Source organism: Phyllobacterium sp. P5_D12 (assembly GCF_054049495.1).
The window spans coordinates 1-14,625 of sequence record NZ_JBFUMG010000063.1; the positions used below are offsets into that span (position 1 = coordinate 1).

The following is a 14,625-nucleotide window of genomic DNA, read 5'->3' on the forward strand; positions in this document are numbered from 1 at the left end:
GAAAAAGGCATAGACCGTGTTGACGACGAGGAAAAAGGCATAGACCGTGTTGACGACGAGCAGAAAGAAGGTCGTCGGAGCCAGTAGCGGAAAAACGATGGTCCAGAAGCGCTTGGTTTCGCCCGCGCCGTCAATCGCTGCCGCTTCGATCAGCGATTTGGGGATCGACTGCAGACCGGCGACGAAGAACAGGAAATTGTAACTGATCTGCTTCCACGCCGCGGCTGAGACGATCAGCACCATTGCTTGATCGCCATTGAGCAGCGGGTCCCAATTATAGCCTGCCGAACGGACGAGATGCGCAAGCGTTCCCATCGATGGATTGAACAGGAACAGCCAGAGCATGCCGGCGATGGCTGGTGCGACCGCATAGGGCCAGATCAAAAGCGTTCTGTAGATGCCTTTGCCAGGGATAACCTTATCGGCCATGACGGCGAGCAAAAGGGCAAGCGCCATCGCGATGAGCGCTGTGGCTACGGAGAATATAACGGTGACTTGAAGCGAGTTCAGATAGTTCGGATCTCCGAGGACGCGCCGGAAATTATCCAGACCGACAAATTGTGTAGACAGCCCGAACGGATCTTCGCGCAAGACGGACTGATAGATCGCCTGCGATGCGGGCCAATAGAAGAATATTGCGGTGATGGCGAGTTGCGGTGCCAGCAGCAGATAGGGCAAAAACTTGTTTGGAAAAGTGACGCGTGTTGACGATGCCATGAATGCCTCGTTTTGAAATAGCCCCGTCCGTAAAACTACGGACGGGCTGTCATGAAATGAAGCTTACTGGCCGATTGCCTGCTTTATCGCAGCGTTGCCACGCTTGACGGCATTATCCAGCGCCTGCTGGGCGGTCTGTTTGCCCGAAAGCATATTTTCGAACTCTTCATTCTGGATGTCGCGAACCTGCGGCAGGTTGACGAGGCGGACACCCTTTGAATTCTCAGTCGGTGCCTTGCCCATCATTTGCTGGATCGGCGTTTCGCGACCAGGATTCTTGTCGTAGAAGCCGGACTTCTTGGTTTCCTCATAGGCGGCCAACGTTACCGGCAAATAGCCCGACACCTGATGCAGGCGTGCCTGAATTTCGGTCTTGGAGAGGAAGTTGAAGAAGGCTGCGACACCTTTGTATTGCTCGTCGCTCTTGCCCGCAAAAACCCAGAGGCTGGCGCCGCCGGGGATCGTGTTCTGTGGCGCACCTTTGGCCTCAGGATCATAAGGCAACGGACCTGTTCCGTAGTTCATACCCGATTTGATCACGTCGCCGAGACCGCCCGATGAATCGTTGTAGATGCCGCATTCGCCGGACAGGAAGAGTGGTTTGGCTTCGGAAGTACGACCTCCGTAACGGAAAGTACCATCCTTTGCGAGATCGGCGAGTTCCTGGAAATGCTTGACATAGATTGGCCCATTGATCTTCAGCTCGACATCGACGCCACCGATACCGTTCTCATTTGAACCCCAAGGCAGGTTGTTCCAGGCGGCGAAGTTTTCGGTGTGAATCCAGGTCAACCAGGCCGAGGTATATCCGCATTTGGCTGCGCCGCTTGTCTTGATCTTCTTCGCAGCGTCCCAGACTTCCGGCCACGTCTTGGGTGGCTTGTTTTCGTCGAGTCCGGCCTTCTTGAAGATGTCCTTGTTATAGAAAAGGATCGGCGAGGAGCTGTTATACGGGAAAGACAGCATCGTGCCGTCGGGCTTGGAATAATAGGCGACAATTCCAGGCAAATAGAGGGTCTTGTCAAACTTGGCGCCGCCCATCGAAAGAATGTCGGCGACCGGCTTGATCGCGCCCTCGGCGGCCATCATCACGCCGGTGCCAGCATCAAATACCTGAATGATGTCCGGGGCCTGCTTGGCGCGGAAGGCGGCAATACCGGCATTCAGCGTTTCGGGATACGTGCCCTTGAACACCGGAACCACTTTGTAGTCGCTTTGGCTTTCGTTGAATTCCTTGGAAAGCGTGTTGACGACCTCGTTGTTGGCGCCAGTCATCGCATGCCACCAGCTGATCTCGGTGACGGCAAAAGACGAGGTGGATGAGGCGAGAACAATGCCGAGAGCAAGGCTCAGTGAAGTGCCGCGAAAAGTCATGTGAATCTCCCATACACATAAGGCGTCATCTGAAGTGCGCTTGAGGGCAGTATCGTCATTATGTGACAGGGAAACAACAGTTTTGTGACTGGAAGCTCATACCTTGGTTCAAGGCTGTGGAAAAAATGCTCAGCTGTTCACTTCGAGGGCCCGTCAAACAAGCACAACACCGGCCCTGCGCATCTTTGCGGTCATGGCAGCGAGCGAACCGCCAAGATCGATCCCGCGACATGCGTCGAGCAGCACCTCCGCAGTAAAACCGTGCTCGATGGCGTCCAACGCGGAATATGCGACGCAATAGTCAGTCGCGAGACCTGCGAAGGTCACGTTGGTAATGCCGCGCTCGTGCAAATAGCCGGCAAGTCCCGTAGGGGTCTTGCGGTCGTTTTCGTAGAAAGTCGAATAACTGTCGATATGCGGATGAAAACCCTTGCGGACCACCAACTCGGCTTTTGTCCAAACCAGATCCGGATGAAAGTCCGCACCTGAAGATCCCTGGATACAATGATCGGGCCAGAGCACCTGCTCGCCATAGGGCATCATGACTGTTTCGAACGGCGCTTTGCCAGGATGCGACGATGCAAAACTTGAGTGCCCGGGTGTGTGCCAGTCCTGGGTTAGGACGACGCGATCAAAACGCTGCATGAGCTTGTTGATGATCGGGACGATCTCATGCCCGCCATCGACTCCTAAAGCCCCGCCAGGACAGAAGTCATTCTGCACATCGACGACGATCAGCGCGTCCTTGGCCATCTCGATTCTCCAGTGAGGTGATCCGGCAAGTATGACCAGTCGAGCTGTTCCGTCAACGTGCGTAGTGCGAGTCGCCACCAATCCAGACATGATTGATGTCCAGTCTCTCATCCAGATGCACGATATTGGCGATGTAGCCCGGCGCCAGGCGTCCATAGTGGTGATCGATACGAATGCTCTGGGCAGGGTAGAGCGATGCCATGCGCAGTGCCTCATCAAGTGACAGGCCGAGTTCGCGATGCACAAAACGCACCGCCGAGATCATATCGAGATCAGCACCCGCCAGTGTCCCATCGTCCAGTGTCAAACGTCCACCGGCGCGTGTGATCCTGCGTCCGTTCAGCGTGAACGATTTAATATCGGTGCCTATCGTGGACATTGCGTCGGTGACGAGGAATATCTTCGCCGGACCCTGCTTGGCACGCAGCGCGATCGCCATTGAGGCTTTGTCGACATGAAAGCCGTCGGCGATCAGTCCCGCTGACAGTTCACCTGATTCAAGCACCGCGCCGACCACGCCGGGACTGCGATGGCCGAGCTGGCTCATCGCATTGAACAGGTGTGTCACCATAGTTGCACCCGCATCCTTGGCTGCCAGCGCGACGTCATAGGACGCGCCGCTATGGCCGAGGCTGACGATCACCCCGGCATCGACCATCGCCCGGATCTTTTCAGCCGATACCGTTTCCGGTGCGACTGTGGTGAGCAGAACCGGCAATTCCTGCACGGCTTCGATGATGGCAAGGAGATCAGCGTCGTCCATCGGCCGGATCAGCTTCGGGTCGTGCGTGCCCTTGTGTGTCAAAGACAGATGCGGACCCTCGAGATGCAAGCCGATAAATCCGGCCACTTTCTCTTGTGCCGCGGCCTTGCCTGCAGCGATAGCCGCCGCAGTTATTTCCGGCGTATCGGTGATCAGCGTTGGCAGCAAGGCAGTCGTGCCGAAGGCGAAATGCGCATCGCATATGGTGCGGATTGCCTCGATGCTTGGACCGTCGTTGAGGAGTACGCCACCACCCCCATTGACCTGTACATCGATGAAGCCCGGTACAAGCTTACCGCCCTTCAATTCGACCCGGCGAATGTCACCGGGCAAATTCGACAACGGCGTGATACTCTTGATTACGTCGCCATCGACAACCAGACCTGAATCGGTGTGCCAGGTTTCGCCGTCGAAAATCTCAGCGCCGGTAAGGGCATAGATAGTGCTCATAGGGTTTCAGTCACTTTTCGTAAGTGCGGAGGTTCATCCGGATTTAACCTACGGCTGCGGGCAAAGCTTTCCACGAATGCATAGAACGAAACGAGCAGTGCCAGTGGATCAGTCAGCGGGTGCGATGTAGCCACGAAGGGCAGGGCTGTCGCTTTAGACGATTTTGACGATGTCAGGAACACCGCAGCGCCCTGGTCGGCCAGGCGATTGGCGGCATCCACGAGCGAATCTTCGGCCGCGTCGCGCGCAGCAAGCACGAGGATCGGGAAGCCTTTGCCGACAATGGCTTTTGGCCCGTGCATAACCTCTGCAGCACTGAAGGCTTCGGCATGAACCGCGCTTGTTTCCTTGAATTTCAACGCCATTTCGTTGGCGATTGCCAGAGATGGTCCGCGTCCAAGAACGAACAGCGAGTTTTCATCGGTCACTGCGCCTGCGAAGGCTGACCAGTCACAAGCGACGGCCTTGGCGAGCGCGGCTGGAAGATCATCGATTGCGGCAAGCAACTGGTCGTCTTCGGTCCAGTGTCCGATCAGCGCGAGACCGGCAACCGCCGAGCTGACGAAAGACTTCGTGGCGGCGACGCTGCGCTCTGGCCCTGCAAGGATATCGATAGCAAAGTCGCTGGCACGTGCGAGGTCGGACTGGATGACATTGGTGATGGCGATGGTCAATGCCCCGCTTTCCCGGGCTGCGTTTGTCATGCTGACGATGTCAGGACTCTTGCCAGACTGCGAGATGGATAGGGTCGCAGCAGAGCCAAGTTTGAGCTTCACGCCATAGATCGAGGCGACAGAAGGCCCGAGTGAAGCAACGGGAATACCGGCGGTGAGTTCGCTCGAATATTTCAGGAAGGCACTGACGTGATCCGACGAGCCCCGAGCGATCGACGCAAGAAAGGGCGGGTTTTTTTCGCGCAACTTCGCGCCAGCCGCAGCAAGCGTTGCGCGGGAGGCGTCAAGGAACTTTGCTGTCACATCGGGAATTGAGAGTATTTCTTCCCGCATGAGGGTTGTTTTGGTATTCACAGCACTGCTCCTGAAATTTCCGAAGACTCGCCGAGTTTGAGCTCGGCGACAAATTCATAGGCGTCGGCACGGTAGATCGATCGGGTAAATTCGATAACCTTCCCGGATTCGAGGTAGGATATCCGCTCGATATTCAAGCTGGCGGAACCCGCCGGAACTTGGAGCAGTTTAGCATCATTCTCTTTCAGAATGGCCGCAGAAATGCGCTGTATCGCCCTGACCGGACGATTGCCGCTCTCTGCCAGCACAGCATAGAGCGAAAGAGTGACGAGTTCCGGATTCGGGAGCACATGAATGGACAGGGCCGCTCGCTCGATTGCCATGGGCGTGTCATTGGCCACGCGCAATCGGCTGATCCGTGCGACCTTTTCGCCGGATGACAGGCCCAGCGTCACCATTTCTTCGGGAGACGGCGCATAGACGCCGCGGTCGAGCCATGTCGAGCGGACGATCATCCCGCGCCGCGCCATATCCTCGGTAAAAGACGTGAGGTGCGACAAGGATTGCTCGACGCGTGCGGAACGCGGTGCAACGAATGTGCCCGAACCATGCCGCTGGACAAGCAGGCCATCATTGACGAGACCCTGGACGGCTTTGCGTACAGTTACCCGCGAGATCTCCGCCATTGCAGCGAGCTCTCGCTCTGGAGGCAATGCGTCTCCAGGTAGAAGTTTTCCTTCACGAACGGCGTTTTCGATCAGCCGCTGCAATTTCACGTATAGCGGACCACCGATAGCAGAGCTCTCGTTGAGCGAGGGCAGAATGTCGATCAAACCATCACCCATTGCTGACCTCCGCCGATGACGAAGCGAAATTGCGTGCTGCCAGCTGGACTGCGCCTGTCAGAGCGTCATTCAACGGTGCTTGCAGTATTGCCCGATAGCGAGGTGAGAGACGCGGACCATAAAAAGCACCAAGACCACCCAATAGGGAAAGACGCATCGGGGCTGGAGACATGATGGCGTCGAGCCCTTCCTCGATTTGGCCAATGGTCTTGTCCAAAAGAGCAACGGCGACTGCGTCATCTTTCGAAGCATACTCGAAGACAGTTGGCGCGAACGTGCCGAAATCACTCGGCGTCGCGGAATGCGCGAATTGGACGATCCGATGCGGATTGCCTCCGAACCGTTCCATAACTGCCGCCGTCATCGGCGAGCTCATATGAAACTTGTCATAGGCGAGCAATGTTTCTTCGAGCAGGTCCCGGCCAAGCCTTGCACCCCCGCCGAGATCACTAACCTTGAAGCCCCAGCCGCCAGCAAATCGAATGTTATTGCCGAGCCGGGTAACATAGGCGGAACCGGTGCCGAGGATCACCACTGTGCCATCATAATCGCCAAGTGCACCCTGGAGCGCGATCACGCCATCCGAATAGACAAGCGATTTTTGAAACGGCAGCATAGCCTCCAGCTTTGCGCCATTACCGCCCACATTGGCGCCGGCGAGGCCGAGGACCGCGAAGACCGTTTTGCTTTGGCCAGCGTCGATTCCAGCCATTTTGAATGCTGCTTCAGTTGCATCGAGAATGTTCAGACGTGCTGTATTCATGTCGGTCATAATATTGGCCGAACCACTCCTGCCAGTGCCGAGAACATTGCCGCTCTGATCAGCCAATGCCGCCCTGCAACCTGTGCCGCCACCATCAATTCCAAGGAGATAAGTCACGTCAATCGTCCTCCGGCATTCAGAATACCAATAAAATACCAATAGCCAAGCGTTAATTTGTGTCTCGTCGGGTTTTTCTCAATCTAATTGAAATCATTAGACAAAAATCTATTGTCCCAAATCATCGTGTAAATTTTTTAAGGAATTGCTGGACAAGTGGTATTTTTTTGGCATTAATTATCAGAACGAGGAGTGAGCAGTGGCACTAACCCGCACCGAGCAGCGCAACGAGAACGCATTGGGACTGGACGAGAGGTCGCCAGAAGATGTTTTGCGGTTGCTGCATGAAGCACAGCTTGAGGCTGCTGTTTCGGTTGCGCGCGCCAGGGACTCCATTGCAAAAGCCTCTCTGCTTGCTGCCGACACGCTCGCGTCGGGTGGGCGTCTCGCTTACGCGGCTGCGGGCAGTTCGGGGCTGATGGCCATGGCGGATGCGCTCGAGTTACCCGGTACTTATGGCATTGCTCCCGACCGTGTCGTCATTCTGCTTGCTGGCGGTGTCGCCAGTCTTAGCCGGTTGGCTGGCACTTACGAAGATGATGCGAGCCAGGCCACAAGCGACATTGCGGCGGCAGGGTTGATGGCTGGTGATTGCCTGATCGCGATTTCCGCCAGCGGCACAACGCCCTATGCACTCGCCGCAATTGATGAAGCGAAGGAGCGCGGTCTCAAGATCATTTCGATCGCCAATAATCCCGACGTTCCGATGTTTGAAAAGGCAGACGTAGCAATTGCGCTGGAAACACCGGCGGAAATGGTGGCGGGCTCAACACGAATGGGGGCGGGCACCGCGCAGAAAATCGCACTCAATCTGTTGTCCACTTTGATGGCCATACGTCTTGGTCACGTGCATGACGGGTACATGGTCAATCTCGTCGCGGACAATATCAAACTGCGCGAGCGCGCAGCGCGCATCGTATCGGCGATCAGCGCTTGCGATATGAGCGACGCGGCAAAATTGCTCGAAACCAGTGGCGGCTCGGTCAAGTCAGCGATCCTGCTCGCCGCTGGGGCAACGAGCGCTGCAAATGCATCAAAACTTCTCGAAAGCAATCAACAGAGGCTTCGCCCGGCGCTTTCGGAACTCAAAGAGAGTCATGGTTCTCGCTAGGAACCCGGGCTCTCATTAACGGCACTGCTCAAAAGGGTGCAACAGGAGACTAAAATGGGAAGCACGACTTTAAAAACATTGCTTATGGCGACAAGCATTCTGGCTACGGCCGGTTTCGCCCATGCCGCCGATACCACGCTGACGCTGGAAAGCTGGCGTACCGACGATCTGGCCGTCTGGCAGGAAAAGCTCATTCCAGCTTTCGAAGCCAAGAACCCCGGCATCAAGGTTAAGTTCGCTCCGACGCCTCCGACGGAATATGATGCTGCGCTTGGTGCGCGCTTCGATGCGGGCAGTGCTGGCGACATCATTACGTGCCGTCCTTTCGACAAATCGCTGGAGCAGTTCAAGCGCGGCAATCTGGCGAGCCTGAATGATCTTCCAGGAATGAAGAACTTCTCGGATGTAGCGAAGTCCGCCTGGACGACCGACGATGGCAAGGACACGTTCTGCGTGCCGATGGCTTCGGTTATCCACGGCTTCATCTACAACAAGGATGCATTCGACAAGCTCGGTATCGCTATTCCCACCACGGAAGCCGAGTTTTTCGCTGCGCTCGACAAGATCAAGGCCGATGGTACCTATATTCCGATGGCCATGGGTACAAAGGATCTCTGGGAAGCCGCGACTATGGGGTACCAGAATATCGGACCGACCTACTGGAAAGGCGAAGAAGGCCGCGCCAAACTGATCAAGGGCGAAGAGAAGCTGACCGACGCTGATTGGGTCGAGCCCTATAAGGTTCTTCTCAAGTGGAAGGATTATCTCGGCGACGGTTTCGAAGCCCAGACCTATCCGGACAGCCAAAATCTGTTCACTCTCGGACGTGCTGCGATTTATCCAGCCGGTTCATGGGAAATCGGTTTGTTCAATACGCAGGCGCAGTTCAAGATGGGAGCATTCCCGCCGCCTGTGAAGAATGCCGGTGACGCCTGCTACATTTCCGATCACAACGACATCGGTGTCGGCCTCAATGCCAAAAGCGGCCACCCTGAAGAAGCCAAGAAATTCCTGGAATGGGTTGCTTCGCCGGAATTTGCAGAGATCTACGCCAACGCGCTACCAGGCTTCTTCAGCCTGAACTCAACACCGGTGAAGATGCAGGATCCGCTGGCGCAGGAATTCGTTTCATGGCGCGAAAAGTGCAAGCCGACGATCCGCTCGACCTATCAGATCCTGTCGCGCGGCACGCCAAACCTCGAGAACGAAACCTGGGTTGAATCGGCCAACGTCATCAACGGCACCGATACGCCGGAAGCTGCCGCCAAGAAGCTGCAGGATGGTCTCGACAGCTGGTACAAGCCTGCCAAGTAAGTGATCGATAGCCGGGGCGTTCTTATGATCGTCCCGGCTATTTCTTTATCCGGGCGCAAGGCACGCCGTTGCGCTATCATCCCTTAAAACGCCAGTCGCATGCCGCTTCATTGTGCGACCAAAAATTATAATCAGGGGTCTCAATGAGCACAGTCGAACAATTATCGGTAGGAAATGGCGAGGATAGACACCGCCGGCGCTGGCACATCCTCGTGTTCCTGTTGCCCGCCTTGCTCGTCTACACGGCTGTGATGATCCTGCCGCTCATCGAAACGCTGCGGCTTTCCCTGTTCAACGTCAAAGACAACCAGAGCATCTTCGTCGGCTTCGGCAATTTCCAGGTGCTCTTCGGCGATCCGCGTTGGGCCGCCAGCTTCTGGAATGCGCTGCGCAACAACTTCGTTTTCTTCCTGATACACATGCTGGTACAGAACCCCATCGGGGTGGCGCTTGCCGCACTGTTGTCCGTGCCGAAGCTGCGCTTTGGGGCCTTCTATCGCACGGCGATGTTCCTGCCGACGCTTCTGTCCTTCGTGATCGTCGGCTTTATCTGGAAGCTCATCCTGTCACCAATATGGGGCGTTTCGCCTTTCCTGCTCGATCTGGTCGGGTTGAAATCTCTGTTTTCGCCATGGCTCGGCAAACCGAGTAGTGCGCTGATCGCCGTATCGCTGATCTCTGTCTGGCAATATGTCGGCATTCCGATGATGCTGATCTATGCGGCAATGCTCAACATTCCCGAAGAAGTTCTTGAAGCGGCCGAATGCGATGGCGTGACTGGATGGAGCCAGTTCTGGAAGATCAAGCTGCCGCTGATCCTGCCATCCATCGGCATTATCTCCATTCTGACTTTCGTCGGCAATTTCAATGCGTTCGATCTGGTTTATACCGTGCAGGGTGCGCTTGCCGGACCGGACGGCGCGACGGATATTCTCGGTACTTTACTTTACCGCACCTTCTTCGGTTTCCAGTTGCAGATTGGCGACAAATCCATGGGCGCGACGATCGCGACAGTGATGTTCCTCATCATCCTGTCAGGCGTCTGCCTCTACCTTTTCGCGATCCAGCGGCGTATGCGCCGCTACCAGTTCTAGGAGCAGCGATCCATGGCAAAGCCAACAGCATCGCCCGTCCGCACCGGTCTCGTCCATCTGGCGCTCATCATCTATACGATGATCGCGCTGTTTCCGGTATTCCTGACCGTCATCAATTCCTTCAAGGACCGGAGCTCGATCTTCCGTGATCCACTGGGTCTGCCAACGCCATCGACATTTAGCCTCATCGGCTATCAGACCGTTCTCGGGCAGGGTGATTTCGTTCTCTATTTCCAGAACAGCTTCATCGTTACCGGTGTTTCGATTTTCTTCGTTCTGCTGTTCGGGGCGATGGCGGCCTTTGCGCTGTCGGAGTACCGCTTCCGCGGCAATACGCTGATGGGACTTTACCTTGCGCTCGGCATCATGATTCCGATCCGTTTGGGAACCGTTGCTATCTTGCAGGGCATGGTTGCTGCTGGATTGGTCAACACGCTCACCGCGCTTATCCTTGTTTACACCGCGCAGGGTCTGCCGCTCGCGGTCTTCATTCTCACTGAATTCATGCAAACCGTTTCGGATGATCTGAAGAATGCCGGGCGTATCGATGGCCTGTCGGAGTATTCGATCTTCTTCCGCCTGGTGCTGCCGCTGGTGAGGCCGGCGATGGCGACAGTTGCCGTCTTCACGATGATCCCGATCTGGAATGATCTGTGGTTCCCGCTCATCCTTGCGCCGAGCGATGCCACCAAGACCGTGACGCTCGGTAGTCAGGTGTTCATCGGGCAGTTCGTCACCAACTGGAATGCGGTGCTGGCGGCGCTGACGCTGGCGATCGTTCCGGTCCTCGTTCTTTATCTTATCTTCTCGCGGCAGTTGATCCGTGGCATCACTTCCGGAGCAGTTAAATGACGGCTCAAAAGCCAGTGCGGGTTCTCGTGGCAGGGCTTGGCAATATGGGCCGAAGCCATGCGCTCGCCTATCACCACAATCCCGGTTTCGAGATCGTCGGGCTGGTCAATCGCTCTGTCGTGCCCCTGCCGGAAGAACTCGGCGGCTACACCATCCATCCCTCCTTCGACGAGGCACTCGCTGAGTTGAAGCCTGACCTCGTTTCCATCAATACTTATTCCGACAGTCATGCAGACTATGCGATTGCCGCCATGGAAGCGGGCGCGGATGTCTTCGTCGAAAAGCCGTTGGCTACGACGGTAGCCGATGCGGAGCGGGTCGTCGCTGCCGCCAGGAAGCATGGGCGCAAGCTCGTGATAGGCTACATCCTGCGTCACCATCCGTCCTGGATGCGGCTGATCGAAGAGGCCCGCAAGCTTGGCGGTCCTTACGTTTTCCGCATGAACCTCAATCAGCAGTCGAGTGGCCAGACGTGGGAAACCCACAAGTCGTTGATGAAGACCACGTCGCCAATTGTCGATTGCGGCGTTCACTATCTCGATGTCATGCTGCAGATCACCGACGCCAAGCCGATTCAGGTGCGTGGCATGGGCGTGCGTCTCACCGATGAAATCGACCCGAACATGTACAATTATGGACACCTGCAAGTGCTGTTCGATGACAAGACCGTCGGCTGGTACGAGGCTGGTTGGGGCCCGATGATGTCAGAGACGGCCTTCTTCGTTAAAGATGTGATTTCGCCAAATGGTTGCGTCTCCATCGTCATGGACCAGAACGCCAAGTCGGATGACATCGATTCCCACACCAAAACTTCGACTATTCGTCTGCACTCGGCAAAGATTGGACCGGATCGCCGCTTCGCAAAGCCCGACGAGCTCTTGAGCATGGCCGGCGAACCTGGACATCAGGAACTCTGCGATCTGGAGCAGGCGTTTGTCCTCAAGGCTATCCGCGAAGATCTCGACCTCGACCGTCACATGCAGGACGCCGTGCGTTCGCTCAGCGTCTGCCTGGCAGCAGATGAAAGCGTGCGGACCGGTCAACCAGTTAATCTATGATTTGAATCAAGAAACGGGAACAAGACATTGGGTTCTTTGAAAATTGAAAATATCCGCAAGTCCTTCGGTCAGGTCGATGTGCTCAAAGGCATCGACCTTGAGGTAAAGGACGGCGAGTTCGTGATTTTTGTCGGGCCCTCCGGTTGCGGCAAATCCACACTGCTGCGGGTTATTGCGGGACTTGAGGATGCAACGTCGGGTGAAATCCTGATCGATGGCAAAAAGGTCAACAACACGCCGCCCGCGAAACGCGGCATTGCCATGGTGTTCCAGACCTATGCGCTCTATCCTCATCTTTCGGTGCGCGACAACATGGGTCTCGGCTTGAAGCAGGCAGGTAAGCCATCAGACGAAATCAAGGAGCGCATCGGGATCGCCTCAAATATGCTGTCGCTCGGTGATTACCTCGAACGCCGCCCGGCAGAACTGTCCGGTGGCCAGCGCCAGCGTGTCGCCATTGGCCGCGCCATCGTTCGCGAACCGCAGCTCTTCCTTTTCGACGAGCCGCTGTCGAACCTCGATGCCGCGCTACGTGTCAATACGCGTATCGAGATCGCGCGTCTGCACCGGCAACTCAAGGCAACCATGATCTATGTGACGCACGATCAGGTCGAGGCAATGACACTTGCCGACAAGATCGTAGTGTTGAACCAGGGCAGGATTGAACAGGTTGGCTCACCGATGGAGCTCTACAATTCGCCCCAGACAGTCTTTGTCGCCGGTTTTATCGGGTCGCCGCAAATGAACCTGATCGACGCGACAAAGCTTGGCCAGAGTGGCGCGAAGACTATCGGCATCCGCCCAGAGCACATTCAGGTCAGCAAGACATCGGGCGAATGGAAAGGCTCGGTGATCCATGTCGAACATCTCGGCGCCGATACGATCATTTACCTCCAGACAGATTTCGGCCCACTGACGGTTCGTCTCTTCGGTGAGCACAATTACGATGTCGACGGCGTGCTCTATGCCACTCCGGATGCCGGCCGGACGTACCGGTTTGACAATGATGGAAAGATCATCAGGGGCTAGTCAGCCTTCAGCACTCCAAATTGACAGTTTAGGTCCGAGTGTGTATGATGCGCATCATGAAGAGTGCGGACATTATCCAGGAACTTGTCAAACCAGGATGGATTTTGGATCGCATACGTGGTTCGCACCACGTTTTCAAACACCCGGATCGACCTGGTCATGTTGTTGTGCCACATCCAAAGAAGGATTTGGGCGCGGGGCTGGCTAAGGCCATCTATAAACAGGCCGGCTTGTAGGAGCAGATATGCGTTATCCCATTGCCATTGAACTCGGTTCTGAAACCACAGCATTCGGGGTCGTTGTTCCAGATTTGCCTGGGTGCTTTTCTGCAGGTGACACTCTGGACGAAGCGATGTCGGGCGCCGAAGAGGCCGCAGCCGCATGGGTCGATGCCGCGCTTGATGCCGGAGAGTCAATTCCTGCTCCTTCCGGGTTGGAGGCGCTGCGAACCAATCCTGAATATGCAGGGTGGATGATTGGTGTCATCACCCTCGACCCAGCTCTTCTGGACGACACTATTGAGCGTGTGAACATTACTCTTCCCCGCCGTGTCCTGCGTCGCCTCGATGCCTTGGCTCAAGCGGCGGGAGAAAGCCGCTCGGGATATATTGCTCATCTCACTCTGGAAAATTGAGATTACAGAACAACCATTATTCATGTCATGACATCACCATGCGTATGGGGCATAGTCCGGCGCGCGTGGAGTCGCCTCCCGCGTCAATAATGTATGGACAAGAGCAGGACGAATACCATGAGCTGGACACCGGACTCCAAGCGCTACGACACCATGAAATACAACCGTTGCGGCAGGAGCGGACTCAAGCTGCCGGCCATTTCTCTTGGGCTTTGGCACAATTTTGGCAACGACACCCCGCACAACGTCAAGCAGGCGATCTGCCGTCAAGCCTTTGACCTCGGCATCACGCATTTTGATCTTGCGAATAATTATGGTCCGCCTCCGGGTTCTGCCGAAGAAGCATTCGGCGACATTTTGCGCAATGACTTCAAAGGTTATCGCGATGAGCTGATCATTTCGTCCAAAGCGGGCTACAACATGTGGCCCGGGCCTTATGGCGAATGGGGCAGCCGCAAGTATGTTATCGCCAGTTGCGATCAGAGCTTGAAGCGGCTGGGCGTCGATTATGTCGACATTTTCTATTCGCATCGATTTGATCCCGATACGCCGCTCGAAGAAACGATGATGGCTCTGGATCAAATCGTGCGGTCCGGCCGGGCCCAGTATATTGGCATTTCATCCTACAACTCCCACCGCACGCGCGAGGCGGCAGCTATTCTCGAAGAGCTTGGCACGCCATGCCTCATCCATCAGCCAAGTTATTCGATGATCAATCGTTGGATCGAAGAAGACGGATTGATCGACGCGCTGGAAGATCTCGGCATCGGTTCCATCGTATTC

The 14,625-nt window shown here is 55.9% G+C and carries 16 protein-coding genes; 9 read left to right on the forward strand and 7 right to left on the reverse strand.

Going from position 1 to position 14,625, the window contains the following annotated elements:
* From ACXJ5O_RS06915 to ACXJ5O_RS06945, 7 genes are all read right to left on the reverse strand, one after another.
* Nucleotides 1–717 (reverse strand): ABC transporter permease subunit (locus tag ACXJ5O_RS06915; protein WP_457299241.1); only part of this gene is annotated, 717 nt, incomplete at its 3' end.
* Between the two features lie 63 nt (nt 718–780).
* Entirely contained in the window at nt 781–2,091 is a 1,311-nt protein-coding gene (ugpB, locus tag ACXJ5O_RS06920) for a sn-glycerol-3-phosphate ABC transporter substrate-binding protein UgpB (RefSeq protein WP_457299242.1), read from the reverse strand.
* A 153-nt stretch (nt 2,092–2,244) separates the two neighbouring features.
* Nucleotides 2,245–2,844, reverse strand: a complete 600-nt coding sequence (gene pncA, locus ACXJ5O_RS06925; protein ID WP_457299243.1) for a bifunctional nicotinamidase/pyrazinamidase — start codon at nt 2,842–2,844, stop codon at nt 2,245–2,247.
* Between the two features lie 52 nt (nt 2,845–2,896).
* Complete coding sequence (gene nagA / locus ACXJ5O_RS06930) at nt 2,897–4,057, reverse strand: N-acetylglucosamine-6-phosphate deacetylase (protein ID WP_457299244.1); 1,161 nt, start codon at nt 4,055–4,057, stop codon at nt 2,897–2,899.
* Entirely contained in the window at nt 4,054–5,064 is a 1,011-nt protein-coding gene (locus tag ACXJ5O_RS06935) for an SIS domain-containing protein (RefSeq protein ID WP_457299254.1), read from the reverse strand. Before ACXJ5O_RS06935 ends, nagA begins: the two co-directional genes overlap by 4 nt.
* A 17-nt stretch (nt 5,065–5,081) precedes the next feature.
* Entirely contained in the window at nt 5,082–5,870 is a 789-nt protein-coding gene (locus ACXJ5O_RS06940; RefSeq protein WP_271894793.1) for a GntR family transcriptional regulator, read from the reverse strand.
* The gene (locus tag ACXJ5O_RS06945) at nt 5,863–6,750 is read right to left on the reverse strand and encodes a BadF/BadG/BcrA/BcrD ATPase family protein (RefSeq protein WP_457299245.1); all 888 of its coding nucleotides are present in this window, start codon (nt 6,748–6,750) and stop codon (nt 5,863–5,865) included. Before ACXJ5O_RS06945 ends, ACXJ5O_RS06940 begins: the two co-directional genes overlap by 8 nt.
* 199 nt (nt 6,751–6,949) lie before the next feature.
* On the opposite strand from ACXJ5O_RS06945, the gene ACXJ5O_RS06950 reads away from it, so the two are divergent.
* The 9 genes from ACXJ5O_RS06950 to ACXJ5O_RS06990 all read left to right on the forward strand — a co-directional run.
* Entirely contained in the window at nt 6,950–7,861 is a 912-nt protein-coding gene (locus ACXJ5O_RS06950) for an N-acetylmuramic acid 6-phosphate etherase (RefSeq protein WP_457299246.1), read from the forward strand.
* Nucleotides 7,862–7,915: 54 nt separating this feature from the next.
* A complete protein-coding gene (locus tag ACXJ5O_RS06955) occupies nt 7,916–9,175 on the forward strand; it encodes an ABC transporter substrate-binding protein (RefSeq protein ID WP_457299247.1) in 1,260 nt (419 codons plus the stop codon).
* Nucleotides 9,176–9,318: 143 nt separating this feature from the next.
* Nucleotides 9,319–10,269, forward strand: a complete 951-nt coding sequence (locus ACXJ5O_RS06960; protein ID WP_457299248.1) for a carbohydrate ABC transporter permease — start codon at nt 9,319–9,321, stop codon at nt 10,267–10,269.
* A gap of 12 nt (nt 10,270–10,281) precedes the next feature.
* Nucleotides 10,282–11,121 (forward strand): carbohydrate ABC transporter permease, encoded by an 840-nt coding sequence (locus ACXJ5O_RS06965; protein ID WP_457299249.1) that lies wholly within the window; start codon nt 10,282–10,284, stop codon nt 11,119–11,121.
* Nucleotides 11,118–12,179 (forward strand): Gfo/Idh/MocA family protein, encoded by a 1,062-nt coding sequence (locus ACXJ5O_RS06970; RefSeq protein WP_457299250.1) that lies wholly within the window; start codon nt 11,118–11,120, stop codon nt 12,177–12,179. Before ACXJ5O_RS06965 ends, ACXJ5O_RS06970 begins: the two co-directional genes overlap by 4 nt.
* Nucleotides 12,180–12,206: 27 nt before the next feature.
* Entirely contained in the window at nt 12,207–13,208 is a 1,002-nt protein-coding gene (locus ACXJ5O_RS06975; RefSeq protein ID WP_457299251.1) for an ABC transporter ATP-binding protein, read from the forward strand.
* 56 nt (nt 13,209–13,264) lie between these two features.
* Nucleotides 13,265–13,444 carry a type II toxin-antitoxin system HicA family toxin gene (locus ACXJ5O_RS06980; protein WP_457299255.1) on the forward strand — a complete coding sequence of 60 codons (180 nt, stop codon included), beginning with the start codon at nt 13,265–13,267 and terminating at the stop codon, nt 13,442–13,444.
* A gap of 8 nt (nt 13,445–13,452) precedes the next feature.
* Entirely contained in the window at nt 13,453–13,842 is a 390-nt protein-coding gene (locus ACXJ5O_RS06985) for a type II toxin-antitoxin system HicB family antitoxin (RefSeq protein WP_457299252.1), read from the forward strand.
* A gap of 117 nt (nt 13,843–13,959) precedes the next feature.
* Nucleotides 13,960–14,625: aldo/keto reductase (locus ACXJ5O_RS06990; protein ID WP_457299253.1), on the forward strand; the 666-nt coding region annotated here is incomplete at its 3' end.